This is a genomic window from Adhaeribacter terrigena (genome assembly GCF_016623615.1).
GTDB classification, from domain to species: domain Bacteria; phylum Bacteroidota; class Bacteroidia; order Cytophagales; family Hymenobacteraceae; genus Adhaeribacter_A; species Adhaeribacter_A terrigena.
Genome location: NZ_JAEHFX010000002.1, coordinates 272,954 through 298,147, shown reverse-complemented (window position 1 = coordinate 298,147; position 25,194 = coordinate 272,954). Strand labels below are relative to the sequence as shown.

Genomic DNA, 25,194 nt, shown 5'->3' with positions numbered 1-25,194 from the left:
CCGGAAAACCCGGGATTTCTTCGACCCGAAATTAGAGGTGATTTCTGCCGGCTTCAATGATTGCCATCAGCTTAAAATATGACCTTGGTCACTTCACGAGTTTTACAGCTTATCGATTATTCTGAATTCAAATTTTCGACTAAAAACGCTATGGTTTTGGAGTAAAAAACTGAGAATAATTCAGGAAATCGAATTTGAAATAACCGCATAATCAGGAAACCGCAACTTTACTAAAAAGAAAGACAAAAGCATCTTTTTTACTGACCAGGATCATTCTTATTAGTAAGGTTTTGCGGTAAACTTGCAGAAAAAGCAAGCCCATGGAAACTACCTTTGAAATAAAACCAACGCTGGAAAATCCGCTCACTTACAATTTGTACGCTGTATTAATAGAAGCGCTGGTGGCGGCCGGACAAACCACCGGTCCGGAGCAAACCGAAGAGAAAATTGCTTTCACCAAACTGAATGCGCAGCGTTCGAAACGCGTCCATAGAACGTTTGAAATGCTGCCCGAACTCCGCGAAACGTTGCAGCACCTTCCGGAGAAATGGGAGTGGCTTTTAATAACCGAAAGCTGGTGCGGCGACGGTGCCCAATTGGTGCCAGCCATCGCCGAAATTGCGGCAGCAACTCCCAACATTGAACTGTCCATTTTGCTGCGCGATGAAAACCCGGAACTAATGGATCTTTACCTGACCAACGGTGGTCGCGCCATTCCCAAACTGATCTGCCTCAATGCCGAAACCGACGAAACCCTATTTGCTTGGGGACCGCGGCCGGAAGCTATTCAGCAGAAGGTAAAGGAATTTAAAACCGAAAATCCGTACGCCGGCAAAGAAGAACTGCACCAGCAACTGGCGGTTTGGTACGCCAAAGATAAAAGCATCACTTTACAGCGCGACATGCTGAACCTGATAAAAAAAGCCACCTTCTGCCTGAAACCAGTTTATTAATTTCTAAAACCAAAGCCATGAAACAGCTTTTTATTTTACTTTTCTTTGTAGGATTTACCTATTCCTGCACCAACGAAACCGACCGGATTCCGGCCACCGAAATTCAGGAAGCAGCCGTTGCGCCCGACTTAAAACTGGATCCGAATAACCAGAAATGGCGCGCCGACGAACCCACCTCTGCCAGCATTGAAAGTATGCAGCAACTCATGAATGCTTTTGATACGGGCAAAAATGTAGGCGACATTGTAGCTTTTCAGGAATTAGGAAAAACCATGAACGGCGAAATGAACACGCTATTCCGCCAATGCACCATGACCGGCCCGGCCCACGACGAACTGCACACGTTCCTGACGCCGATCATGAAGGATGTAAAAATTCTGCAGGGCAGTAATATCGAAGCTTCAACTGCCGCGCAACTTCGCCTGAAAGATCGCTTGGCAGTATTCCAGACTTTTTTTGAATAAAAGGATAGCGTTTTTTTACATGTTTTCTTGCGCCAAGTGAGACGCAACATTTTGCCACTCTACAATCTCCGGAAACACGTATTTAATTGGCCGTTTGAGCTGAATTGAATAACTTCCGGAAAACAAACGAACACGCTTTTGAAACCTGCCTGGCTTAAAATTGCATTCCTGAATTTGCTGGTGGTAGCGATGTTGGGTTTGTTTTTGCGCTGGCAGTTTGTACAACCTACCGAAGGCGTTAACTTTAAGAATTTCCTGCACGCGCACAGCCACGTTGCGTTATTAGGCTGGCTTTATTCTGCTTTTTTCATAGCGTTTTTACCCAGTTATTTACCCGAAAACCTTTCCAGGAAAAAAAGTTACAGGTGGCTTTTCTATTTGGCGCAGGCTTCGGTTTTGGGCATGCTGATCTGCTTCCCCATTCAGGGTTACGCGATGTTTTCTATAACTTTTTCCACGCTGCACATTCTTTTCAGCTACGGCTTTATTTACCGATTTCTGAAAGATTGTAAGCAATCCGATCTGGTCAAAAACCAGCACCAATTTTCCTTTAAATTCATAAAAGCCGCGCTGTTTTTCCTGGCACTTTCCAGCCTGGGCCCCTGGGCGATGGGGCCTATCATGGCAACCGGCAACAGCTTTACCCAGCTTTATTACAACGCCATTTATTTTTACCTGCATTTCCAGTACAACGGCTGGTTTTCCTTTGCAGCGCTGAGTTTATTTTTCTGGCTTCTGGAACATTACCAGATCACTTTTAACCGCCAAAAGGCTACCGTTTTTTTCAGATTACTTTTCTGGGCCTGTTTGCCGGCTTACCTTCTTTCAATCCTCTGGATTAAACCGGATTTTTGGGTTTACTTAATTGCCGGGATTTCTGCTTTGGTTCAACTTATTGCTCTGGCACTTTTTGGGCGGATTTCCCTAGCGTTTTGGCCGCAGCTTTCCGATAAACTGGGTTTCTGGAGCCGAAGTTTAATGCTTTTGGCATTTACCGCCTTTGCGCTAAAGATCCTGTTGCAAGCCGTTTCCGCTATCCCTTATTTCGCAGATTTAATTTACAATATCCGGCACTTTATTATCGGGTACTTGCATCTGGTTTTGATCGGGTTTATTAGTTTGTTTTTATTTAGCTGGTTTCTGCAAATGGGCTGGATATCCATGAAAAACCGAATGGCTAAAATTGGTTTGGTGGTGTTTTTATTGGCCTTTCTTTTGACCGAAGCCTTGCTGTTTTTACAAGGAGTTTTTTACTGGGCGAAGCTGGGAATGATCCCGGATTATGATTGGTGGATGTTTGCATTGAGTATTAGTTTGCCGGTTGGGTTGGGGTTGTTTATTTTGAATATTTCCTACCAAAAAAAGCTAACTACAAAGCTGTAATCCTGAGCGCGAGCGAAGGATAACACTAAAAAAGGTAGCATAGGGTTTAAAACCTGCGCTACCTTTTTTATCAAATCACTTCTATTAACTACACCCTAAACTGGCACCGCAATTCAAACATTTGTAGCAAGTGCCGGACCGGATCGTAATGTGTCCACAAGTCGGACAGGCCGGAGCATCGCCCATCATACTGGCTAAAACCTGCTGGGTTTGCTCGAACATAAGCGTTTGCTTTTTCTCCAGAATTACTGGCGTACCGTTTGCGCCGGGTGCTGATGCAACCAAAGGTTCTGAAGTTATTTTTTCAACCGTAACATTTTTAACAGATTGCTGTGGCGCTTCTTCGTGAAGTTCTTCGGGTAAAACGTGTACCAGATCGTGGCGCTCCAGGTATTCAAATGCTAGCAAACGGAAAATGTAATCAAAAATGGAGGTGGCTTGCTTGATGTTGGGGTGCTCTACACGACCGGCCGGCTCAAAGCGAGTGAAGGTGAAGCGGCTTACGTACTCTTCTAACGGCACGCCGTATTGCAAGCCTAACGAAACCGAAATGGCAAAGCAGTTCAGCAAACTCCGGAACGAAGCGCCTTCTTTGTACATATCGATGAAAATTTCGCCGATGGTGCCATCCTGGTATTCCCCGGTGCGGATGTAAATTGTGTGACCGTCAATTTTAGCTTTCTGAGTGAATCCGTTGCGTTTATCGGGCAGACGTTTGCGTTTAACAATTTCGCTCAGGGCCCGCTTGAATTTCGTGTCTTTCGATTCGGCGATGATGGCCATGGCGGCTTCCAACACCTGATCTTCGGTCAGCATTTTCGGAGCATCGGCGGCGGCAGTTTCCGGGGCAAAAACCGTAGCGTTTTCCGATTTCTCCTCTTCCTCATTTTCCTTTTTCTGCTGGCTCAGTGGCTGCGAAAGTTTGCTGCCGTCGCGGTACAAGGCGCAGGCTTTTAAACCTAATTGCCAGGCCTGCTGGTTACAAGCCGCCACTTCTTCTACCGTAGTTTCGTGGGGCAGGTTGATGGTTTTGGAAATGGCGCCGGAAATGAACGATTGCACGGCGGCCATCATTTCCAAATGGCCGGATGCTTTGATAAAGCGGGTGCCGGTTTCGCCGCAGCGGTTCGCGCAATCGAAGATCGGGTAATGCTCCGGTTTCAGGAAAGGCGCGCCTTCCACGCTCATGGTGCCGGCCACAAAAGCGTTGGCCTCATTTACCTGTTTCGGCTTCAGTTTCCAGAAATTGAGTAAGTCGAAATCAGGGCTGGAATGTTGTGCAAACGGTATGCCCATGCGCTCAAAAACTGCTTCGCCTAAAATGAATTTCGTAAACGCAAACCGGATGTCGAAAGCAGTTGACAACGATTTTTCAATGTGCTGAATTTCCGTTTCGGTCAGGCCTTTCTCTTTTAAGAATTCCGGATTTAAGTGCGGTGCATTTTTCAGACTGCCGCTGCCTTTGGCATACAAGGTAATGGCTTCAATTTCCGTTTCGGAATATCCTAATTTCTGAAGCGCAGCCGGCACGGCTTGGTTGATAATTTTGAAATAACCGCCGCCGGAAAGTTTCTTGAATTTCACCAAAGCAAAATCGGGTTCTACGCCGGTGGTGTCGCAATCCATGAGCAGGCCGATGGTGCCGGTGGGCGCAATTACTGTAGCCTGAGCGTTCCGGTAGCCGAACTTTTCGCCTAATTCCAGCGCTTCATCCCAGCTTTTTTGCGCGGCCTCCAGTAAATAATCGGGACAAAATTCGCCTCTTATTCTTTGAGGCTTAATAGCTAAATTATCAAATGGGAAGTTTTCGTAAGCCGCTGCGCGGTGGTTTTTAATGACCCTCAACATCGCGTTTTTATTCGCTTCAAACTTCGCAAACGGACCTAAACCCGATGCCAGTTCCGCGGAAGTTTTGTAAGCCGTACCGGTCATGATTGCCGTGATGGCAGCGGCATTACTTCTCGCTTTTTCAGAATCGTAAGGCAAACCGGAAACCATCAGCATGGCGCCTAAATTGGCGTAACCCAAGCCGATGGTGCGGTATTCGTAAGAAAGCTGCGCGACTTCTCTGGCCGGGAATTGGGCCATGAGCACCGAAATATCCAGCACGATGGTCCACAGGCGACAGGCGTGTTCGAAGGCTTCGGTATCGAAAATGCCGCTTTCGGTATTGTAGAATTTCATCAGATTCAGCGAGGCTAAATTGCAGGCCGTATCGTCTAGGAACATGTATTCGGAGCAGGGGTTGGAGCCTTTTATGCGGCCGCCTTCCGGGCAGGTGTGCCAGTCGTTAATGGTGGTATCGAACTGCAAGCCGGGGTCCGCGCAATGCCAGGCGGCTTCGTTTATTTCGTTCCAGAGTTTGCGGGCGGGCACTTTTTTAACGGTGCGGCCGTCGGTGCGGGCTTTCAGTTCCCAGTCTGAATCATTATCCAGGGCGGCAAAAAAAGTATCGGGCACGCGCACGGAGTTGTTTGAATTCTGGCCGGAAACGGTGCGGTAGGCTTCGCCTTCGTAATCGGAGGCGTAACCGGCGGCAATTAAAGCAGCAACTTTTTTCTCTTCTTCAACTTTCCAGTTTATGAATTCCTCTATTTCCGGATGGTCCAGGTCCAGGCTTACCATTTTGGCAGCCCTTCTGGTTGTTCCACCTGATTTAATTGCGCCAGCCGCTCTATCGCCTACTTTCAGAAACGACATCAAACCGGAAGATTGGCCGCCGCCGGAAAGTTTTTCATCGGCGCCGCGGATGGAGGAATAATTGGTGCCCACGCCGGACCCGTATTTGAAAATGCGGGCTTCGCGCACGAACAGATCCATGATGCCGCCTTCGTTTACCAGATCATCTTTCACCGATAAAATAAAGCAGGCATGCGGCTGCGGCCGTTCGTATGCTGATTCCGATTCTTCCAGTTTGCCTGTTTTCGGATCCACATAATAATGCCCCTGCGAATCGCCTTTAATGCCGTAGCTGTGGTACAAACCGGTGTTGAACCATTGTGGCGAATTCGGCGCGGCATATTGGCCCAGCAGCATGAAAACCACTTCGTCATAAAACGTTCGGGCCGCATCTTCGGATGCAAAATAGCCGTAGCGCTGGCCCCAATCCTGCCAACACGCCGCCAATCTATGAACAACTTGCTTCACCGACGTTTCACCACCCAAAGTTCCATCGGGTTGCGGTACGCCGGTTTTCCGGAAATACTTCTGCGCCAGAATATCGGTAGCGATCTGCGACCAGATTTCGGGCACTTCCACGTTGTTCATTTCGAAAACCGCCTCACCGTTCGGGTTTTTAATGGCCGAAGTGCGAAGGGTGAATTTGAAATGATCGAACGGGTTTGGTTTGGTTGAAGAAGTGAAAAAGCGCCTGATCTGCAGGCCGGGATTTTTGGTAGGTTTCTTTTTCATAGGGTAGTTTTTTAGGCCGTCAGCTTATTCAGACGGGAATGAAGGTTTTTGAATTTATTAGGACAGGCTTTCAGAATTGCAAAAACCTGAAAGCAGGAGTTTTTGAGGTAAAAAGCCTAGCGTTTTAGGGCTGGCTTTTTCGGTTGGGGTTAATGCCGCAAGTTTTAGTGAAGCACAGTTTGCGGGATTTTTTATGCGGTTTGAATTGCCCCTGGCTTCAGCCAAAAGTTTCCAGATTGTGAAATATTTCGCTTTAGCCAAACCTAGAATTCCTGATCCTAAATAACAGGTTTGGCTATAGCCGATCATCGCATTTATTTATTCCTTGGCTGAAGCCAGGGGCAATTCAATTCTTTATTCTTAGGGAATTCAGGAAGATTTTTCTCTTTGTAGTATAGGGTTTGAACCAAGCGCTAAAAAGAATTTTCTTTCAATGCTGAAAGGTAATTTTTTCTTCCAAAAGAAAAATCCACAACAAATTCCTCATATCAGAAAATATATTTTCTCAACTGATATCAATCACTTTTCAGTTTGATGCAGGTCATTCATGCCGGCAATTTTACCCCCTACTTTTGTAATGTCAGGTAAGAACATGATGAGGCTCCGCAGGAGAAATCGGAGAGTTGAAAACTTGGCGAAAAATAAAAGACAAACTAGTCTTTATTTATTTGAAACCTAAATGTATCATCCTTAACAAACCGAAATTTATGGAAACCACTGAAGTATTTATTGATGTAACTGTGCTGGAACCTCGGATGAAGCACCCTACTATTTTTGCGCGTTTTGACGAGTTGCAGGGCGGCGAAAGCTTAATTATTCATAACGACCACGACCCGAAACCAGTTTATTATCAGTTACTTGGCGAACGCGGCAACATATTTAAGTGGGAATACTTAGAGCAAGGTCCAGAGATCTGGGAAGTGCGCATAACCAAAAATACCGCTGAAGAAGGTGAAACAATCGGTGAGTTGGTGGCCAAGGATTACCGCAAGGCGCAGGTCTTCAAAAAATACGGTCTGGATTTCTGCTGCGGAGGTAAAAAATCGGTAAAAGCAGCCTGCGAAGAAAAAGGAATCGATGCCGATAAAGTAGAAGCGGAACTGAATGCTTTCACCGATACGCCGGCGCCAAAAACTGAAAACTACGACAATTGGGGTCTCGGTTTCCTGGGCGATTACATCGTAAACAAACACCATTCTTACGTGGTAGAATCGCTGCCGGCACTAACGGAATACACCACTAAAATTGCCCGCGTACACGGTGAACGCCATCCGGAATTGATTGAGGTGGCTAAACATTTCGCGGCGGTTGCTGCCGAACTTACTTCGCACATGCCAAAAGAAGAACGCATTTTATTCCCTTACATTAAGCAACTAGAAGAAGCTAAAAAGAACGGCGCCAAGATGGACCGTCCAGCATTTGGCACTATCCAGAGCCCGATCAACATGATGGAAATGGAACACGAAGCCGCTGGCAGCTCTATGGAAGCCATCCGCCAGCTGACCAATAATTACGAATTACCGGCCGATGCCTGCGCCACCTACCGCGTAGCATTTGCCAAACTTCAGGAGTTCGAGGATGATCTTTTCAACCACATTCACCTGGAAAACAACATTCTCTTCCCGAAAGCAATTGCCCTGGAGAAAGAATTTTTTGTGTAGTTGAACCGCAATTGTTGATGTGAGAGAAGTTGGCGGGGCCGGGTGCGGCTGGTCCTGCCTTCTTTCATTACATGAGTTTTTACCCTCAAAACCATACCGTTATGGAAACTACCACCAAAAAACAACCTATCAAGCGCGATCCGAATCTGGTGCCGCTGAGCCGGGAACACCATTTCGGGCTGCTTTTTGCCTGGAAAATCAAGCAAGGTTTAGCTAAAAATGCCAGCCTGGAAACCATGCGCGACTACGTGCTTTATTTCTGGGAAACTGGTTTGCAGGAGCATTTTCTGGCCGAAGAAGACCTGCTTTTAAACATTTTACCGGCTACGGATGTGCAGCGGTATAAAATTTTGCGGGAACACGAAACAGTGCGAAAACTCATTGACCAGATTGAAGCTAAAACCGAATTTTCGGAAGCGGTTTTTGAAACACTCCACACCTATTTAACTGACCACATTCGCTACGAAGAACGCACTTTTTTCCCTTACCTCGAACAGCAAGCCAGCCTGGAACAATTAACTAAAATCGGCAAGCATCTAGCAGAAGAATACGCCGAGCCGGAAGATAATTTCCAGCCGGAATTCTGGGTGAGCAAGTAGTAGTGATAACCTGATATAAGTATCTTGCCGTTGTTGGTGTTTTCACCAACAACCCAAATTCTGCAGCTATAAGTTGTTGGTAAAAGCACCAACAACGGCGTAACAGCATAATCAAAAAACCAGCGTAAACCAAACCGAAAAACGCTATGAAAATCAGTCCGCAAACCAAGATCTCGGCGCTCATCAAAGAAAACCCGAAGGCCATCGATGCGATAGCGTCCATCAATTCGCATTTCGAGAAGTTGCGTAACCCTATTTTGCGCAAAATACTGGCCAGCCGTGTTACCATTGCCGATGCCGCGCGCATTGGAAATGCTACCGTAGCCACGTTTTTTGAGAAGCTGGAACCGCTGGGTTTTCAGTCGGAAAACGATAACGTTTTGGCGGCTAAATCCCCGGCTTCAGTTCAGTCACAAACAAAAGCGAAGCCTTCGGATATGCCCACTGATTTTGTGGAGCTGGACGTACGCGAAGCCATCGAAACCGGCAACGATCCCTTCAACCTGATCATGGAAGCGGTGAAAGATCTGCAGCCATCACAGGCCCTGAAGCTCATTAATACCTTCGAGCCGACGCCACTCATTACCATTCTGAACAAACGCGGTTACCGGCATTTCGTGGAAGAAATTTCGGCGAACCTGGTTTACACCTATTTCTATAAAAAGGTAGCGAATAAAACGGTAGCGAATGCAGCCGAAAAAGTCGAAACGTTAGCACAACCGGATGCCAAAAATACTTTCGGGGAAATGAAGCAAAAATTTGCCGGTCGGCTGCGCGAAATTGACGTACGATACCTGGAAATGCCGCTGCCTATGACCACTATTTTAGAAACGCTTGCCGACTTAAAACCCGGTGAAGCATTGTTCGTGATCCATAAACGGGTGCCGCAATTTCTGTTGCCGCAACTAGCCGAACGCGGGTTTGCCTACACGTTTCGGGAAATTTCGCCGGAGCGGGTGGACCTGATCCTTTACCCCGAAAACCATGGAAGCGTTAACTAAAAGCAATGCCACCAAAATAAGCGTGGTGCTGCCGCATTACGCGTTCGCCGCGCTGGCTTTTTTGGCGCTGAACGTGTTGCTGCTTTTTTCCACCGATGCTTTTGGCGGCCACTTTTTTCACCCGAAACTGCTTACGCTTACGCACGTAGCCGCGCTGGGCTGGGCTACCATGATCATTTTCGGCGCGCTTTATCAGCTTTTGCCGGTTATTCTGCAAGTGCCGCTTTACAGCAACAAACTGGCTTATTTTACCTTTTTTTTACTAGCGTTTGGTACTGTTTTAATTGCCTTTGCTTTCTGGCATTTTCAGGTGCACTGGCCGCTGCACATTGCTGCCTGCGCCTTAGTTACGGCCTTTGCGCTTTTCAACCTGAACGTGATTCTCACGGTGCGCAAAGTAAAGCAATGGACTATCGAAACCGACTTTATTGCTACTTCGGGCATCTGGCTTTTCATCACCGGCGTTATCGGCTTGCTGATGGCCATTAATTTTCAGTTCCCGTTTCTGCCAGAGCAACATTTGCATTATTTAAAACTGCACGCGCACATCGGCATGGCCGGCTGGTTTGTGCTGCTCATTATTGGTGTGGGCTCTAAATTACTGCCCATGTTTTTACTGAGCCACCACGTTTCTACCAAAAAGCTTTCCGCCAGTTATTACCTCATCAATTTCGGGCTGCTTTTATTTGCTGCCGACCAGCTTTTTTTCCAGACCAGATTTCAGCTTTTGTATGGCGCTTTGGTGGGAATGGGAATCCTTCTTTTCGGCCTTTTCGTGCTGGATGCCTACCGGAAACGGATGCGCAAAAACCAGGATGCCGGCATGAAACAATCGCTGGTGGCGGTGGTTATGATGACCTTGCCGATCGTGCTGATGGTAGCCGTAAGCGAGATTTTCCCGCTACCCGAAAAGCTGCGTTTGCACCTTTATTTAGTATATGGCATTTCGGTTTTCATGGGCTTTCTTTCGGCTTTGATTCTGGGGCAAACCTTTAAAACTTTGCCCTTTATTGTCTGGCTGAACCGCTACCAGGACCTGGCCGGCAAAATGCCTATTCCGCAACCCAAAGATCTGTACTCTGAAAAACTGGTGCAGCTGCAAAACTTCGTGTACGCCATTGGCTTCATCATTCTGATCATCGGCACGGCCCTTTTTCAGCGGGAAACCATTCTGGCTGGGGGAAGTCTGATGGTACTCACAGCCCTGCTTTACAACCTGAGCATATTTAAAATGGTCTGGCTGGTATTCCAAAAACCGCCGGAAATTCCGCAGAAAACGGTAGCCAAAACCGCCGAAAAAGTAAAAAATTAAAACCCGTAAAACCGCAATATTATGGACGAGCAAACAAGCATTCTGAGTATGGCCAATGAGCTGTTGAAGGAAGTAATAGACCCCGAAATTGGCATCAATATCGTAGACCTCGGGCTGGTGTATGAACTTTCGCTTTCGGAACACAAGGAAATAAAAGTGACCATGACGCTCACCACGCCTGGCTGCCCGATGAGCAACACCATTACCGGCACTGTTACCAATCTGCTGGGCCGCCATTTGCCGGGCTACACCGTAAAAGTGGACCTAGTGTGGTTCCCGGCTTGGGAGCCCGAAATGATCACCGAAGAAGGCCAGCGGCAACTCGACGGTGGTTTCTTCGGCACTAAAAAACCCGAAAAAACCGGCAGCATCTGGGATAATTTGTTTACCTGAATACGGGGATTTTTCACTTCTTAAAAATCATAGCCATGATCCAGATGACCACCCTTACCGAAGTGTTAGACCATTTGCACCGCGAAGGTTACACCACCGATTTCAATCTGAAAGACAACTGCCTGGAATGCCACGGCAACATGCTGCAGATCTTCCCCCATGAGTTTTCAGTTGATAAAACCTACCGTTTCGAAGGCATGACAGACCCCGGCGACGAAGCCATTATTTATGCCATATCTTCGGCAAAGCACAAGGTTAAAGGCACGTTGGTAAATGGTTACGGCCCTTCCAGCAGCGCACTTACGCACGAAATGGTGCAGGCGCTTCATCAGAAAACTTCCTGAAAAACGCTATGCTTTCCGGTATAAAAACTCCGTAGAAAGTCATTCCTTAAAGTGACTTTTCTCATTTTTTAGGCTTCGGTTATTACGGAATTTTGGGATAGAATAAGTAATCGGAAAGAGCTTTCATCGTAAAAAACGGTAGGGTTTCAGCACGAAAAACTGCCGCAGAATTGCACGAAAAACGTTAAATTAAATGCTTACAAAAACCACGGAATATGCGTTGCGCGCCATGATCTACATTGCGCTGCATGCCTCGCCGGCAAACAAGATCGGGATCAGAGAGATCGCGACTGAGCTGGGTATTCCGATGGCGTTCATTGGCAAAATTCTGCAGGAACTGGTGCGCAAAGGTTTGCTCGCTTCCACCAAAGGCCCGCATGGCGGTTTCTTTCTGGAACTTCCGGCGGCCAGCATCACGGTTTTAGACGTGATCCGGGAAATAGACGGGCTGGAAGCTTTTAAGCGCTGCGGCCTGGGTCTGAAACAATGTTCCGATAAGCACCCTTGTCCGTTGCACCAGGATTTTAAAGTGTACCGCGACGGCCTGGCCCAGCTTTTCCGGAAACGTACCTTGCAGGACTTGGTAAACAACCTTGAAGCCGGCGAGGCTTTCCTGACCAGCTTCGAAATTCCCACCGATCTTATTCCGCCTCAAAGCTGTTAAACAAAATCATCATGTCAGAAATTTTAACCGAAACCGCCCTTTTTTCCCAGAAATTAATGTCGATGCTGCCGCCGGGTTCTGCTGAGCCGGATGCGCGAATGCTGGAAATGGTGGAAGAGATCCGGGCGCTGAAAAAAGAAAAGAACGCGGTGGTGCTGGCGCATTTTTACATGCCCGCCGAACTACAGATAACCGAAGCCGACGGGGGCATTGCTGATTTCGTAGGTGATTCTTTAGCGCTAAGCGTGGCTGCCACAAAAGTTCAGGCCGATAATATTATTTTCTGCGGCGTAAAGTTCATGGCCGAAACCGCTAAAATTCTGAACCCTGCTAAAAATGTATTGTTGCCCAGTATGTTAGCCGGTTGTTCCCTGGCCGAAAGTATAACCGGCAAAGACGTGCGCCAACTGAAAGCCAAACACCCCGGCGTGCCGGTTATAGCCTATATAAACACCTACGCCGAGACCAAAGCCGAAGTAGATATTTGCTGCACCTCGCGGAATGCACTGGAAATTGCCAAATCGTTTGAGGGCGACGAACTGATTTTTTTGCCGGACGAATTTATGGGCAAAAACCTGCAGGCCAGGATTAAAGAAGAAACCGGCAAAAACCTGATCTTGTGGAACGGCGCCTGCGAAGTACACGAACAATTCACGCCCCAGCGCATTAAAGGCCTCCAACTGCAATATCCGGGTGCCGAAGTGCTTGTCCACTGGGAAGTTCCAGACCAGACCGTAGCCGAATCGTTGGAGCGCGGCGGCGGCATTGTAGGCAGCACTTCCGACATCATCCGGCACGTAGGCGAAAGCAAAGCACCTCAATTTATTCTGGGTTCAGAATGTGATTTGGGCGCAACTCTGCGCGGCATGTATCCGCAGAAAGAATTTATTGTTCCCTGCGTCAAATGTCCGCACATGAAACAGATCTCTCTGGAACGCACGTTGGCCTCGTTACGTGCTTTAGGCAGCCCGGAAGAAGCCGCTTTCCTTATCGAGCTCGATGAAACCATCCGCCAGAAAGCTTTCATCCCAATTGAACGGATGCTGGCTTTTAGTTAAAAACTATTGTGTCATTCTGATTTATGGTCATCCCGAGCGAAGCCGAGGAAACTGCCCGGTACTATTATGAAGCGAAGTAAAAATTGCCTAACGTTTGGGTTCGGTACGCAATAGTTTCCTCAGCTTCGGCCTGGATGAATCTTTTGAATTAACCTCTTAAAGGCATGCTTTCCTACGATTTTTTGGTAATTGGCAGTGGCATTGGCGGACTGGGTTTTGCATTGAAAGTGGCGAAACTCGGCACAGTGGGCGTGATCTGCAAAGGAAAAGCCGACCAGACCAATACCAGTTTCGCGCAAGGCGGACTTTCGGCGGTAACTGATCCAAAAGATACCTTTGAAATTCACGTTGCCGATACCCTAACGGCTGGGGCTGGTATGTGCGACGAAGAAATGGTACGCCTGTTAGCCGAAAAAGCACCGCTTTGCATCCAGGAATTACAGGAACTCGGCGTAAATTTCACCCGAAACGCGCAGGGAGCTTTAGACCTCGGCCGCGAAGGCGGGCACAGCCACCACCGCATTGTGCATACGCACGACTACACGGGTTTGAGTATTCAGGAAGCGCTGCTAAAAGCGGTAAAAACACATCCGAATATCACGCTGCTGGAAGATCATTTTGCTGTTGATCTGCTGCTTTCAGAAAATAATGAAGGCGAAAAAAAATGCATTGGCGTACAGACTTTTTCAACTGAAAAAGACACCGTTTTTCCGGTTTATGCGAAAGCAGTTATGCTGGCCACTGGCGGAGCGGGACAGGTTTATCAGCACACTACCAATCCAGTAATAGCCACCGGTGACGGCCTTGCGATGGCGTACCGCGCCGGTGCTAAACTGAAAGATCTGGAGTTTGTGCAGTTCCACCCTACTTCACTTTACGACCCAGGCAAACCAACTTTCCTGATAAGCGAAGCGGTTCGGGGCTTTGGGGCGAAACTGGTGAATGAAGATGGGATTGCGTTCATGAATAACTATCATGCCTTGGGAAGTTTGGCGCCACGCGATGTGGTTTCACGGGCTATTCAGAAGGAAATGCAAAAGGCAGATGCGGCATGTGTGTATTTAGATCTACGACCTTTGCCTTCAGAAGAAATTCCTGTTCGGTTTCCGAAAATCTTTGCGCGTTGCCTGGAAAGCGGCCTGGATATGCGCGCCGACTTAATTCCGGTGGTGCCTGCGGCGCATTTTATGTGCGGCGGCGTTAAAACGGATGCTTCTGGCCAGACTTCCATTCCCGGGCTTTATGCCTGCGGCGAAGTGGCTTGTACGGGCGTTCACGGGGCAAACCGGCTGGCCAGCAATTCGTTGCCGGAAGGCTGGATCTTTGGTCGTCGGGCTGCGGAAGCCGCACTTTTAACGCTCAAAAGCATAGCGTTTTCGGACTTGAAACCGGAAGAAACAACAACCAATTCTGTTCAGTTGCCCGTTTTTCCAAACCAAAAAGTTCAGCGAAAAAAAGCAGGAATCCAGGAGCTGATGTGGACGTATGTGGGCATTGTGCGCACCGTGCCGGGCTTGCTTTTATGCCGTGAAAAACTGGAACAATTGCTTTCGGAAACTACGCAGCTTAAACAGCAATTTGCTTTTTCGGTACCGTTGCAGGAATTGCAGAATCTCGCGCAGGTTGGTTTGCTAATCACGGAAGCGGCTTTACATAGGACCGAAAGCGTTGGTTGCCATTTTATTGAAGTAGAAACGAAATCAAATTCTAAGGCAGCAAGCGTTTCATTTATCATTAACCGGTTCAAAAAACCCTTCGAAAAGACCTTCATTAAAAATCCAACCGGCACTTTTTCGGCCGGAAAGCATAGCGTTTTTAGCCTGAAGACATAAAAAAAGAGCAGCTTTTCGGGCTGCTCTTTTTTTATTTTTTACTGCAATATTTTAGCCGTTGTAAGCCATAATGCCGCCGGTTAAGTTGCGCACGTTGGTAAAACCCTGTTGCTGTAAAAATGCTCTGGCCGAAGCCGAGCGGGCGCCGGAACGGCAATGCACAATTATTTCGTCGTTTTTGTGGTCTTCCAGTTCTTCCAGGCGATCAGGCAAGGCACCAAGCGGAATGTTTAAGGCGCCGATGTTTTGTTCCTGGTACTCCCAGTCTTCGCGCACGTCTACGATAAATGGGTTTTCTCCTTTGGCAAGGCGTTCTTTCAGTTCGGCAGGCGTAATATCTTGGTTCATTAGTTTGGTTGAATGATGAGTTTATGCGTTTGAATGCGGTTTTTATTTACGACCTGTAACAAATACATGCCGGGTTTTAAATGGCTGGTTTGCAATTGTGTTTCGGCTGCCATTCCGGCTTTTTCCAAAACAAGCTGGCCGGTTAACGTCAGCAAGCGCACAGCATCAAAATTGCCTTTGATATTTACAACGGCGGTGGCCGGGTTCGGGTAAACCTGAACGTTTGGTTTAGCCTGCTGATTCTCAGAAATGCCTACAATATTATTGTTCATTACCGGCCGCAACATGATAGCTCCATCAATATTAGAATAATTTTGCCAACTATTTCCGGCTATAAGGAATCGGGCATTACCCCGGGAGGATTCGTTGCGGTCCAAACCTACAGAAAAGAAATATTGGTTGCTGGAGCTCCAGCCTACGTAAAATGAACTCGAAACAGAAACCGGCGGATTAACCGGAATGGTAATAAAAGTATCAAGCCGGGAAATATCAGGCACGGAAAATCCGTAGTTAAACCGCGGGCTTGGCGCTGGGTTTCCGTTCACTTCATCCCAGATCCGAAAATTTACAAAAGTGCCTTTCTGATTCTGTACTTTGGGCAAGTAAAACGTCAGCGCTTCTACCATATCGGCTTTATTCACCGTGAATTTATGCGCGATCTGGCCTGTTACACCTTGCTGTACGCTAACTACACTTTCAGCAGAACCATCGTCGTAAGCGTAATAATTCTGCAGGGGCGTAATGCGGGTAATGGTATCGTTGTACTGGGTTGCTAGCGAGGCTTCGTTGTTTTCTACTACTATTATGCTTTTAATATTTACCGCACCAGATACTGAACTGAAGGGGGCGGCAGTTGGTGTGGCACTATAAAGATAAGTGGCCGGAAAGGGATTAATGGCTACAATGGAATTATCGAACCGTACCGGAGCATTGTTACCAACCTGCACCAAAGCCAGTAAGCTATCGGCGCGGGGCTGTCCGGAAAGGTTTTTAAGAACGGTATACAAAGAATCGTTCAGTTCGGTAGCTACGTGGCCGATGAACTGATGCGCCGGCATGGCACTGTAACGCTTTAGGATTGAATTGAGCGGTTGAATCAAAGCCACATCGTCTACCATCAACGCATTGTTCTTTTGCCGGCCGCTGTTCAGCAGCACGTAATCCAGGTTCCAGGTATCGCGCACCAGACTGGTTCGGCCCGTGCTCCGGAAGCGGAACTGAAAATTAGCATGGAAAAACTTCGGATCGGAAATGCGAACAAAGAACGGCGTAAAGTTTGGCAAAGCCGCCTGCGTGGGCGTACCGCTGCGCTGAAAAGCCTGTTCCCAAACGCCCGTATTGGTCTTAAATTCTACTTTAAAGCTGGCGTTAGAACCCGGGTTATTGCCAATGCCGCCGGTTTGCAGAAAAAAACTTAAGTAAACCGAATCGGCGGCGCTGCGGTTGCTCAGGTTTATGGGCCGAGAGGTAAGCGTATCTACTTCCACAATACTCTGGCTGCTGCTGGCATTAATTTTCCCATCGGCCAGAAACCCGTTGAAGGTAACAATATTCTTCGAAACCGGATTATTGCTGAAACGATCGTTTACATAAACGCTGCTTTGGGGTAACCATTTGGTAGCATCCAGGCGGTTGTTGTAGCGGGCAAAATCGTCGAAAAACGGTAGCGAAAGCTGGGCAAAAACTCTTACCTGGAACAAGAAAAAAAGCAACGCAAACGGTATCGTTTTCCGCATAAAAAGTATGGTTTATATGTTTATTCTTCCAACCCTTGTACCGGTTCCGGGCCATTTACCCAGATATCTACCAGCTGACCGACTTTAATTTTAGCACCTTGCCCGGCAACCGGGCGCTGCCGCACCACCGAACCATTTGGCTTACCGGCCTCCTGCACGTAATTAATGCTGCCGATCTGCAACCCCTGCCCTACCAGTAAAACGCTGGCTTCATCTACCGGCATACCTACAACGTTAGGAACATCGAATTCCGTATTGCCTTCGCCGTCGCCAACCACTAAATCTACCACCGAGCCTTTGGCTACCGGATCACCAGGCTTAATTTCCTTACCTTTTACGAACTGCTTTAAAACTGCGTTCTGGGCCAGATCCGGTACGTAGGTAATTTCCCCTACCATCAGATCGTAGCTTTTCAGGATCATCTGCGCATTTTTCAAAGAACCATCCACCAGTTTAGGCATTTTAATGATGGGCGGATTCTTCATGTTCACGCTGATGTAAATTTTGCGGTTCTCTTTCACTTTGGCGCCCGGCACCGGGTCCTGCGATAAGATCACGTAGGGTTTAATGCCCGGGTTGTAACTCGAATCGGAAACGTAATAACGCAGGTTCTGGTCGTCGAGATAATCTTCAATTTCCGGCAAGGTCATGCCCGTAATTTTAGGCACCGAAATGGTTTCGCCGTGGTTGGTTGTGCTGGGCAGATACACAAAAAAGAAGAACCCCAGCAGCATAAAAACCACCACCAGAATTACCAGGATATGCTTGAGCACATCGGCAAAAGAATTTGCTTTAAAAAAACTCATATTTGGTTGTTCGTTGTTGGTTGTTGGTTGTTAGTTTTTGGGGTCAAAAAATTTCTTGAATGAAGTTCCGGATATTTTCCAACAACCAAAAACGAACAACCAACAACTAATTTAATGTACCTGCGCTTTTTTATGATTACGTTCCATGCCGTAGGTCAATATCTTATCGATAAAGTCGTAAGGTTTATAACCGTTTATAGCCGTCTGGTGGAAAATGCACGTGGCCGGGGTCATGCCGGGCAAAGAGTTCACCTCGATGATGATCGTTTCCACTTCGTCATTTTCCAAAACCCGCACAAACGCATCAATGCGCGCGTAGCCTTCAATGTTCAGGATCTGCGCCACTTTCAGCAGGTCAGCTTTCACTTTATCTGAGATTTCCTGGCGCCTTTCCGGATCCGAATCGTAGCGCGCCGGGGTAATATTCTGGCCTTCCCCGGCTAAGAATTTCTCTTCCAGCGATAACACTTCACCCACCGCTAACGCTTCCGAAGCTTCGAATATTTCGTAGGCAACTTTGCCATCGGGTAAAAACTTCGTGAGCAACCCGCCGGTAACTTCCAGGAAGTGCTTCGCGCCTTCCGCCGAGATCAGGTTTTCAATTAAATAAACCTGCTTGTTCGGGAATTCCTCTTTGTAGTTTAAAGCCAGCGTGCGGGCATGTTCCGGGATCAGGTCGTCGCCTTCGCGGAAAATTAAATTCGTGAACGCTTCCAGTTCTTCGCGGTTCTTGATCTTTTTCACCGCCGAAGAACAACCGTCATCTGAAGGTTTGGCAATGAACGGATACGAGAAATTCACTTCTACTTTTTCGTAAAAATCGGTAGCGTTTTTCTGCCAGTCTGCCTTGGAAACCAGCGCGTGCTGCGCTACATGCATGCCGTGCTTGCGCAGAATTTCGTTCGTATCGTATTTATTAATGGTGATCTGCGAAGAAGCAATGCCCGAACCGTTGTAAGGAATGCCGAATTCTTCGAGTTTCGCCTGCAAAGCGCCATCTTCACCCGGACGGCCGTGCAGCGCAATGAACACCGCATCTAGCATGTTGGCCAACTGGCTGAAGGAGATCTGCTGCGGTTCCTGCAATACATTCCCGGCAAAAGTAGCGGTAATGCTAATGGCTTCCTGGCGGATCTTATCTAAAACCGGGTGCGCGTGACCGCCGTTTTCGTAGAATTCAATTTTCTCCTTGATATCATCGGCGTTGTCTTTGAGCATAATGTTCACCGGAATTTCGTAGAGTTTGTACTGCTCCGAAGAACCAGTTAAGAAGATCGGAATGGGCTGATACTTCGCGCTGGAAGCCAGTTTTTCGTAAATATTACGCCCGCTTTCTACTGAAATATGGCGCTCCGATGAGTAGCCGCCCATAATTACGCCCACTTTCATTTTGTCCTGCACAGCCATGCGGTTTCCGGCAATGGCGCGGTCCAGGGTTTCGAGCATCTGCGTTAAAGCCAGCACGTTTTTGCCCGATTTAATGCGTTCCGCCAGCGAAGTGCGGATGATATAGGTCAGGAATTGCGACGGGTTCAGACCAATTTCGGCGGCCTGGTGGAAAAAGAACGACGAAGGCAACATACCCGACGTGGTGTTCGGGTCATTCAGGAAAATGGTACCGTTTTCAGAGAAAAAACCGTCGAGTCTGGCATATACGTTAAACCCGAAAGCTTCGAACAAACGCACGCATTCCTGGCGGATCTTTTGAATTTGTTCTTCCGGAAGATCGATCGGCGTGATTTTACGGCTTAAGCCCGGCAAATATTTGGAACGGTAATCGAATACGTCGTTGCCTTTCACGATCTCGGTTGGCGGCAGCGCTACGGCTTTCCCATCGGCGTCCTGCACCACAATGCACGAAAATTCTTTGCCCCGGATAAAGCTTTCTACCAGAACGGCCGGTTCAGTTTCCACGTTCGTCAGGCTTACAAATTCGGTACCGGTAAGCGTGAAAACCGATTGCAGGTGTTTAAGCAGTTCTTCCGGATGGTAAATTTCGGTTTCATCGTCGGCAATAACCGGCAAACCGATGCCTTCGCGAATGTCGGTGAGTTGTTTAACCAGGTTTACTTTGCCGGCATTATCAAGTTCCTGCCAGGCGTCTTTCGAAATATTTTTGGTGAAAAAGCTCTTGTTTACCGCCGTTTCAAATTCCTCGAAATCAGGATCTTTTAAAACCGAAACCCCGATGGAAGAACCCTGGTGCGGCGCTTTTAAAACCAATGGTAAACCCAATTCATAGGTCAGTTGCTCAAACATGGCCGGACGGTCCTCCACCCGGGCCCATACTTCGGCGGGAATAACGCTATAACTTGGCGATGCAAAACCGTTGTTCTGCATGAACTGCTTCTGCACGATTTTATCGATGCCGATGGCCGAAGCCAGTATGCCCGAACCGGAATACGGAATGCGGTACCACTCGAGCAAGCCCTGGATGTTGCCATCTTCGCCGTAAGGTCCATGCAGCGCCAGAAACGCAAAATCGAAATGCTCCTTGAATTTATGCGGCTGAATTTTCTTGCCTACTTTGCCAATAATGGCGTCAAGCTCTTCCTTTTCCAGCTCGCCCAAAGATTCGAGGTAGATCTGCAAATGGTGCGCTGAATACGGAACGGTATCTACGGGCGGGTAAAAATCGCGGATGGTACCTTTGTAGATCAGGTGCCAGTCCAGCAAAATAAAGTTGCCCAGGCTATCCACAAAAACCGGAACGGCCTCAAAAAGTGTTTTATCTAAATTATCGAAAACGGTGCGGCCACCGGCAAAAGAGATTTCCCGCTCGCGCGAAGGGCCCCCGAAAATTATTCCTATTCTCATTCTATATGGGTACAGTTGCTGCAAAGTTAATAAATTTTGATGACCCCACCCCAACCCTATCCTAATTCCGGGAAGGTAGTTTTTGAGGTGAAAACCATAGCGTTTTTTGATTTTGCATGAACCGGAATTACCCCTGGAAGTGGGATTTTAGATGAAGCTGGCTGTAAAACGGGCTAAAATGGTTTTTCAGAAAGGTATTATGGGCAGGAAATGCCAGGAAAGAGAAAGCAGAATTAAAAAAAACGGTAGGCTTTGGGGCGAAAAAAGTAAAAGCCGGATAAAGGTAACTAGCTGGAAATTAACTGGGAAAGGCGAAATAAAGCCTGGAAAAAGGTGATAATTATTTTTTAGCGAACCATTCTACCGCTTCTCTTTTTTGCACGAAATATTGCGATTCGAACCGGAACCGGCTTTTGCCTTTAACCATGATCGAACTGATAGCCAAATGATTATAAACGTCTTCGGGTATAATAAGCGCTACTTTTTTTACGCCCAGGTCTGAGATCGGGATCAGGATATTTTCGTTGGTCCAATCCTGGTCTTGGGTCTTTATTTCACCGATCTTACTGGTATCCGCGAGCCAGTTTTTAAGGTTGAATTGCTTTACGGCTTCCACACAGTTCAAGGTAGCTTCCCGGTACTGCATCGAAGTAAATTTACCGTTCCAACTCATGATCAGGGTTGCCGTTTTTTCATCGACTTCAATTTTCAGGAACGGATATTCGTGTAAAAGTAGCATCGCAACCAGTTTAGCTTAAATTATAAGAACTGCAAAATAAGAAAATTGTATTAAAGAATGCCATTTTATAACGCTATACCTTCTGAGATTGCAATTATTAAGGTTTAAGTACTATATATAATTCATTTTACGCACGAAGCCCGGCATTTTCTCTAAAAAATAATATCTTTGCTTTACTATCAGCGTAAGCTTCATTCTCAAAATAAAACTTTATGAAAACTGTAGATCAGTATAATTTTGCCGGTAAAAAAGCCCTTATCCGGGTAGATTTTAACGTTCCTCTTGATAAAGATTTTAAAATTACCGACGATACCCGCATCCGGGCGGTCGTTCCTACCATTAATAAAATTTTGCAGGATGGCGGTTCGGTAATTTTAATGTCGCATCTGGGTCGTCCGAAAACCGGGTCCGAAGAGAAATATTCGCTGAAGCACCTGGTAAACCACCTTTCCAAAACGTTTAATACCGACGTGAAATTTGCCGATGACTGCATGAGCGAAAAAGCCCTGCACATGGCCCAGGATCTGGAACCAGGTCAGATTTTACTCCTCGAAAACCTGCGTTTCTACAAAGAAGAAGAGCAAGGCGACGCCGAATTTGCCCGCAAACTGAGCCGCTTAGGCAATGTTTACGTGAACGATGCTTTCGGCACGGCGCACCGCGAACATGCTTCTACCGCCGTAATTGCCCGCTATTTCCCGAACGACCGCGTTTGCGGCTACGTAATGCAGGCTGAACTTGACAATGCCCGCAAAGTGCTCGACAACGTAGAGCGTCCGTACACCGCCATTATGGGCGGCGCGAAAATTTCCGACAAGATCATGATCATCGAGCGCTTGCTGGACAAAGTAGATAACCTCATTATTGGCGGCGGCATGGCTTATACCTTTGCCAAAGCGCAGGGTGGCGACATTGGAAACTCGCTGCTGGAAGCCGATAAAATGGACCTGGCTTTAACTTTAATTCAAAAAGCAAAAGAAAAAGGCGTGAATTTATTGTTGCCGCAGGATTCAGTAATTGCCGATGCATTCAGCAACGATGCCAACGTAGACCTGGCGGATAACCACCATATTCCGGTTAACTGGATGGGCCTGGATATAGGGCCGGAAGCCCGCGAAGCTTTTGAAACCGTGATCCGCAACTCCAAAACGATTCTGTGGAACGGCCCGATGGGCGTTTTCGAAATGCCGAATTTCTCGTTGGGTACCAAAGCGGTAGCCGATGCCGTAGTTGATGCAACCAGAAACGGCGCTTTCTCTTTAATTGGCGGCGGCGATTCTGCGGCTGCAGTAAACTTATTTAACTACGGCGACCAGGTTTCTTACGTTTCTACCGGTGGCGGCGCTTTATTAGAATACATGGAAGGCAAAACCTTGCCGGGCGTACACGCTTTGGAGACTCAAACGGTGTAGTTTTTACGCCGAAAAGTATAGCATTTTTTGAAAGCCCTGCCGGACCTGGCAGGGCTTTTTTTTATCGGGCGCAACCGTTAAGCGAAGTATCACTTGTGCCTGATACATTTCAGAAAGTCTTCAGACTTACGTGACTTCCTTTCTGATTTTTTTTAAGTTGTAGTATTCACGCAAGTATGAAGACTAGCCAGCATGTTTTAGTCACAAATGGCGCTTCGCTGAACACTTGCGCCAGTTACGTCTTTACGCGTAAGTCATTTATTTTCTAACCGTTAACTCTCCGCTTTCAAGGTATTTCAGTTTCCCTGAGTCTATCATTTCGCGGAGTAAAACTCCGGCCGTTTCGCGGTGTTTGGAGGGGAAATTCCCGACCAGTATTTTAGGCAAAAGCGGTTCATCTTTTAGTAATTCCAGAATCTGCTTTTCAATTTCCGCCATTTCCTGCTGTTGTTTCCGGAGCTTCTTTTGCTGCAGACAATAATCACAGATGCGGCAACTTTCATCGGTAATTTCGCCGAAATATTCGAGCAGCATTTGGGTGCGGCAGCGGTTTGCGGTTTGCACGTAACGCACTACTGCATCAGCTTTTTCCAGAGCCAGTTTGCGGAAATCCTGCAGTTTTTTCTGGTTTAGCGGCATGGTGGCAGCATCGTAGCGGGGTGTGGTAAAAATAACCTGCGGTTTGTCGTGCGGCGGTTCGTACACAATTACGCCGGCTTTGTGCAGGAATTGCAACATCTTTACGATCTGCGGTTGCGGAACTTTCAGCGCCTGAGAAAGGCTGCGCTCCGAAATTTTCACAAAATTGGTAAACAGTTCGCCGCCGTACATTCTTAACAGCAGTTTCAGCAAGGGGTCCAGATCGCGGTTGGCTACCTGAAATTTGTAAAGTTCTTCTTTACCGGCTGGTACGTATACCTTGGAAGGCGAAAAATACGCATCGTTGAGTTGCAGAAAGCCTTCCGTTTCCAGTTTTTTCAGGCTGTGGTGCGTTTCCAGCGGGTTGAGTTTGTAGGTTTTAACCAGCTCTTCCAGGTTAAAATCGAAGCTCACAAATTCCCCGCTGCCTACGGCGATCTGGTAAAAATTAGCCAGCGCCTGATAGGTTTTGCGCAACACTTCTATTGGCGGATGCGCTTCTTCAATTTTTTCCCGCACTTCCAGCAGATCATTCGGCGCAAACAAAACCACCGCATACGCATAACGCCCGTCTCTGCCGGCGCGGCCGGCTTCCTGGTAATACGCTTCCAGAGTATCGGGCAGATCGATGTGCACCACCAAACGCACATCCGGTTTATCAATTCCCATTCCGAAAGCATTGGTAGCCACCATTACCTGCACCCGGTTTTCGAGCCAGGCAGTTTGCGTTTGGTTGCGTTGTTCAAAGGAAAGTCCGGCGTGATAAGGGGCTGCCTTAAAACCGCGTCGCAGCAACTCGTTGGCAATTTCTACGGTGCGTTTGCGGCTGCGTACGTACACAATGGCCGTTCCGGGCACGCTTTTCAACACTTCCGAAAGGCGGTTTATTTTATCTTCGGCCGGTTGGGCGGAATAAGAAAGATTGGCACGCGCAAAACTGCTTTGAAAAACGTTTTCCTGCTTAAAGGCCAGCTTTTCCTGAATGTCTTTTTTAACCGTTTCGGTAGCGGTTGCCGTAAGGGCCAGAATGGGAATTTCGGGCAGAACGTCCCGCAATTCGGCAATTTGCAGATACGGCGGCCGAAAATCATAACCCCATTGTGAAATACAGTGCGCTTCGTCTACGGCCAACAAACAAACGTTCATTTTCTTTACCCGTTCCCGGAAAATATCGGTTTGCAAACGTTCCGGCGAAAGGTACAGGAATTTCACAGCGCCGTACACGCAGTTATCCAGCGCAATATCAATTTCCCGTTTGTTCAAGCCCGCATGAATGGCCACCGCCGCAATACCGCGTTTCTGCAACTGCATTACCTGGTCTTTCATCAGCGCGATTAACGGTGAAATGACCAGGCAAATTCCATCCATAGCCAGGGCCGGTACCTGAAAGCAAATGGATTTTCCGCCGCCGGTGGGCAGCAGAGCCAGCGTATCTTTTCCGGCTAAAGCAGCCTGAATAATATCTTCCTGCAACGGCCGGAACTGGTCGTAACCCCAATATTGCTTTAAGATCTGGTGAATGTCAGGCAAAGGAAAACGCTATGATTTGAGGCTTCAAAACTACGAATTAAAACTACCAATTATAGCAGGAATTCGGACGCAGAGTTTTTAGGGCGAAAAGG

Annotated in this window: 21 protein-coding genes; 13 read left to right on the top strand and 8 right to left on the bottom strand. The window is 47.5% G+C overall.

The genetic code is table 11. The features are described from left to right. Positions 1–320 precede the first annotated feature (320 nt). The 3 genes from I5M27_RS05335 to I5M27_RS05325 all read left to right on the top strand — a co-directional run bounded on the left by I5M27_RS05335 (position 321) and on the right by I5M27_RS05325 (position 2,800). On the top strand, positions 321–953 hold the full coding sequence (locus tag I5M27_RS05335) for a thioredoxin family protein (protein ID WP_200505143.1): 633 nt from the start codon (positions 321–323) through the stop codon (positions 951–953). 17 nt (positions 954–970) lie between these two features. Further along, positions 971–1,417: a hypothetical protein gene (locus tag I5M27_RS05330; RefSeq protein WP_200505142.1), complete on the top strand. Its 447-nt coding sequence runs from the start codon at positions 971–973 to the stop codon at positions 1,415–1,417. A 138-nt stretch (positions 1,418–1,555) separates the two neighbouring features. Continuing rightward, on the top strand, positions 1,556–2,800 hold the full coding sequence (locus I5M27_RS05325) for a hypothetical protein (RefSeq protein ID WP_200505141.1): 1,245 nt from the start codon (positions 1,556–1,558) through the stop codon (positions 2,798–2,800). Between the two features lie 84 nt (positions 2,801–2,884). Here the strand turns inward: I5M27_RS05325 and I5M27_RS05320 are convergent, their stop codons facing one another. After that, on the bottom strand, positions 2,885–6,211 hold the full coding sequence (locus I5M27_RS05320; protein ID WP_200505140.1) for a vitamin B12-dependent ribonucleotide reductase: 3,327 nt from the start codon (positions 6,209–6,211) through the stop codon (positions 2,885–2,887). Between the two features lie 57 nt (positions 6,212–6,268). Next, on the bottom strand, positions 6,269–6,520 hold the full coding sequence (locus tag I5M27_RS05315) for a hypothetical protein (protein ID WP_200505139.1): 252 nt from the start codon (positions 6,518–6,520) through the stop codon (positions 6,269–6,271). Positions 6,521–6,918: 398 nt separating this feature from the next. Between I5M27_RS05315 and ric the strand changes: the two genes are divergently transcribed. The 9 genes from ric (at position 6,919) to nadB (ending at position 15,075) form a co-directional block, all read left to right on the top strand. After that, entirely contained in the window at positions 6,919–7,872 is a 954-nt protein-coding gene (ric, locus tag I5M27_RS05310) for an iron-sulfur cluster repair di-iron protein (RefSeq protein WP_200505138.1), read from the top strand. 101 nt (positions 7,873–7,973) lie between these two features. Then, positions 7,974–8,471 (top strand): hemerythrin domain-containing protein, encoded by a 498-nt coding sequence (locus I5M27_RS05305; RefSeq protein ID WP_200505137.1) that lies wholly within the window; start codon positions 7,974–7,976, stop codon positions 8,469–8,471. A gap of 146 nt (positions 8,472–8,617) precedes the next feature. Beyond that, positions 8,618–9,472 (top strand): DUF2249 domain-containing protein, encoded by an 855-nt coding sequence (locus tag I5M27_RS05300; protein ID WP_200505136.1) that lies wholly within the window; start codon positions 8,618–8,620, stop codon positions 9,470–9,472. Continuing rightward, entirely contained in the window at positions 9,456–10,784 is a 1,329-nt protein-coding gene (locus I5M27_RS05295; RefSeq protein ID WP_200505135.1) for a heme-copper oxidase family protein, read from the top strand. Before I5M27_RS05300 ends, I5M27_RS05295 begins: the two co-directional genes overlap by 17 nt. A 21-nt stretch (positions 10,785–10,805) precedes the next feature. Then, the gene (locus I5M27_RS05290) at positions 10,806–11,177 is read left to right on the top strand and encodes a metal-sulfur cluster assembly factor (RefSeq protein WP_234462408.1); all 372 of its coding nucleotides are present in this window, start codon (positions 10,806–10,808) and stop codon (positions 11,175–11,177) included. A 35-nt stretch (positions 11,178–11,212) separates the two neighbouring features. Next, positions 11,213–11,521, top strand: a complete 309-nt coding sequence (locus I5M27_RS05285; protein WP_234462407.1) for a phosphoribosylpyrophosphate synthetase — start codon at positions 11,213–11,215, stop codon at positions 11,519–11,521. A 193-nt stretch (positions 11,522–11,714) separates the two neighbouring features. After that, the gene (locus I5M27_RS05280) at positions 11,715–12,185 is read left to right on the top strand and encodes an RrF2 family transcriptional regulator (RefSeq protein ID WP_200505134.1); all 471 of its coding nucleotides are present in this window, start codon (positions 11,715–11,717) and stop codon (positions 12,183–12,185) included. Positions 12,186–12,196: 11 nt separating this feature from the next. Further along, a complete protein-coding gene (gene nadA / locus I5M27_RS05275; protein ID WP_200505133.1) occupies positions 12,197–13,243 on the top strand; it encodes a quinolinate synthase NadA in 1,047 nt (348 codons plus the stop codon). Positions 13,244–13,407: 164 nt separating this feature from the next. Next, complete coding sequence (nadB, locus tag I5M27_RS05270; RefSeq protein WP_200505132.1) at positions 13,408–15,075, top strand: L-aspartate oxidase; 1,668 nt, start codon at positions 13,408–13,410, stop codon at positions 15,073–15,075. A 51-nt stretch (positions 15,076–15,126) separates the two neighbouring features. Here the strand turns inward: nadB and I5M27_RS05265 are convergent, their stop codons facing one another. The 5 genes from I5M27_RS05265 to I5M27_RS05245 all read right to left on the bottom strand — a co-directional run bounded on the left by I5M27_RS05265 (position 15,127) and on the right by I5M27_RS05245 (position 21,521). Next, positions 15,127–15,423, bottom strand: a complete 297-nt coding sequence (locus I5M27_RS05265) for a rhodanese-like domain-containing protein (RefSeq protein WP_200505131.1) — start codon at positions 15,421–15,423, stop codon at positions 15,127–15,129. Continuing rightward, positions 15,423–17,159 carry a T9SS type A sorting domain-containing protein gene (locus tag I5M27_RS05260; protein ID WP_200505130.1) on the bottom strand — a complete coding sequence of 579 codons (1,737 nt, stop codon included), beginning with the start codon at positions 17,157–17,159 and terminating at the stop codon, positions 15,423–15,425. The genes I5M27_RS05265 and I5M27_RS05260 overlap by 1 nt, the downstream gene beginning before the upstream one ends. Positions 17,160–17,179: 20 nt before the next feature. Then, the gene (locus tag I5M27_RS05255; RefSeq protein WP_200505129.1) at positions 17,180–17,965 is read right to left on the bottom strand and encodes a PASTA domain-containing protein; all 786 of its coding nucleotides are present in this window, start codon (positions 17,963–17,965) and stop codon (positions 17,180–17,182) included. Positions 17,966–18,076: 111 nt separating this feature from the next. After that, positions 18,077–20,782 (bottom strand): D-alanine--D-alanine ligase family protein, encoded by a 2,706-nt coding sequence (locus I5M27_RS05250; protein ID WP_200505128.1) that lies wholly within the window; start codon positions 20,780–20,782, stop codon positions 18,077–18,079. Between the two features lie 340 nt (positions 20,783–21,122). Further along, positions 21,123–21,521 carry a hypothetical protein gene (locus tag I5M27_RS05245; protein ID WP_200505127.1) on the bottom strand — a complete coding sequence of 133 codons (399 nt, stop codon included), beginning with the start codon at positions 21,519–21,521 and terminating at the stop codon, positions 21,123–21,125. Between the two features lie 212 nt (positions 21,522–21,733). On the opposite strand from I5M27_RS05245, the gene I5M27_RS05240 reads away from it, so the two are divergent. Continuing rightward, on the top strand, positions 21,734–22,933 hold the full coding sequence (locus I5M27_RS05240; RefSeq protein ID WP_200505126.1) for a phosphoglycerate kinase: 1,200 nt from the start codon (positions 21,734–21,736) through the stop codon (positions 22,931–22,933). 258 nt (positions 22,934–23,191) lie between these two features. Here I5M27_RS05240 and I5M27_RS05235 read toward each other — a convergent pair whose 3' ends face one another. Beyond that, positions 23,192–25,102: a RecQ family ATP-dependent DNA helicase gene (locus I5M27_RS05235; RefSeq protein ID WP_200505125.1), complete on the bottom strand. Its 1,911-nt coding sequence runs from the start codon at positions 25,100–25,102 to the stop codon at positions 23,192–23,194. Positions 25,103–25,194: the final 92 nt, after the last annotated feature.

What these genes read in the sequence shown, in the direction of transcription:
- I5M27_RS05330 (WP_200505142.1), top strand. Translation starts at nt 971, where the DNA reads ATGAAACAGCTTTTTATTTTACTTTTCTTTGTAGGATTTACCTATTCC.
- nadB (WP_200505132.1), top strand. Translation starts at nt 13,408, where the DNA reads ATGCTTTCCTACGATTTTTTGGTAATTGGCAGTGGCATTGGCGGACTG.
- I5M27_RS05240 (WP_200505126.1), top strand. Translation starts at nt 21,734, where the DNA reads ATGAAAACTGTAGATCAGTATAATTTTGCCGGTAAAAAAGCCCTTATC.
- I5M27_RS05265 (WP_200505131.1), bottom strand. Translation starts at nt 15,423, where the DNA reads ATGAACCAAGATATTACGCCTGCCGAACTGAAAGAACGCCTTGCCAAA.
- I5M27_RS05245 (WP_200505127.1), bottom strand. Translation starts at nt 21,521, where the DNA reads ATGCTACTTTTACACGAATATCCGTTCCTGAAAATTGAAGTCGATGAA.
- I5M27_RS05280 (WP_200505134.1), top strand. Translation starts at nt 11,715, where the DNA reads ATGCTTACAAAAACCACGGAATATGCGTTGCGCGCCATGATCTACATT.
- I5M27_RS05305 (WP_200505137.1), top strand. Translation starts at nt 7,974, where the DNA reads ATGGAAACTACCACCAAAAAACAACCTATCAAGCGCGATCCGAATCTG.
- I5M27_RS05320 (WP_200505140.1), bottom strand. Translation starts at nt 6,211, where the DNA reads ATGAAAAAGAAACCTACCAAAAATCCCGGCCTGCAGATCAGGCGCTTT.
- nadA (WP_200505133.1), top strand. Translation starts at nt 12,197, where the DNA reads ATGTCAGAAATTTTAACCGAAACCGCCCTTTTTTCCCAGAAATTAATG.
- ric (WP_200505138.1), top strand. Translation starts at nt 6,919, where the DNA reads ATGGAAACCACTGAAGTATTTATTGATGTAACTGTGCTGGAACCTCGG.
- I5M27_RS05260 (WP_200505130.1), bottom strand. Translation starts at nt 17,159, where the DNA reads ATGCGGAAAACGATACCGTTTGCGTTGCTTTTTTTCTTGTTCCAGGTA.
- I5M27_RS05315 (WP_200505139.1), bottom strand. Translation starts at nt 6,520, where the DNA reads ATGATCGGCTATAGCCAAACCTGTTATTTAGGATCAGGAATTCTAGGT.
- I5M27_RS05255 (WP_200505129.1), bottom strand. Translation starts at nt 17,965, where the DNA reads ATGAGTTTTTTTAAAGCAAATTCTTTTGCCGATGTGCTCAAGCATATC.
- I5M27_RS05290 (WP_234462408.1), top strand. Translation starts at nt 10,806, where the DNA reads ATGGACGAGCAAACAAGCATTCTGAGTATGGCCAATGAGCTGTTGAAG.
- I5M27_RS05285 (WP_234462407.1), top strand. Translation starts at nt 11,213, where the DNA reads ATGATCCAGATGACCACCCTTACCGAAGTGTTAGACCATTTGCACCGC.
- I5M27_RS05250 (WP_200505128.1), bottom strand. Translation starts at nt 20,782, where the DNA reads ATGAGAATAGGAATAATTTTCGGGGGCCCTTCGCGCGAGCGGGAAATC.
- I5M27_RS05295 (WP_200505135.1), top strand. Translation starts at nt 9,456, where the DNA reads ATGGAAGCGTTAACTAAAAGCAATGCCACCAAAATAAGCGTGGTGCTG.
- I5M27_RS05335 (WP_200505143.1), top strand. Translation starts at nt 321, where the DNA reads ATGGAAACTACCTTTGAAATAAAACCAACGCTGGAAAATCCGCTCACT.
- I5M27_RS05300 (WP_200505136.1), top strand. Translation starts at nt 8,618, where the DNA reads ATGAAAATCAGTCCGCAAACCAAGATCTCGGCGCTCATCAAAGAAAAC.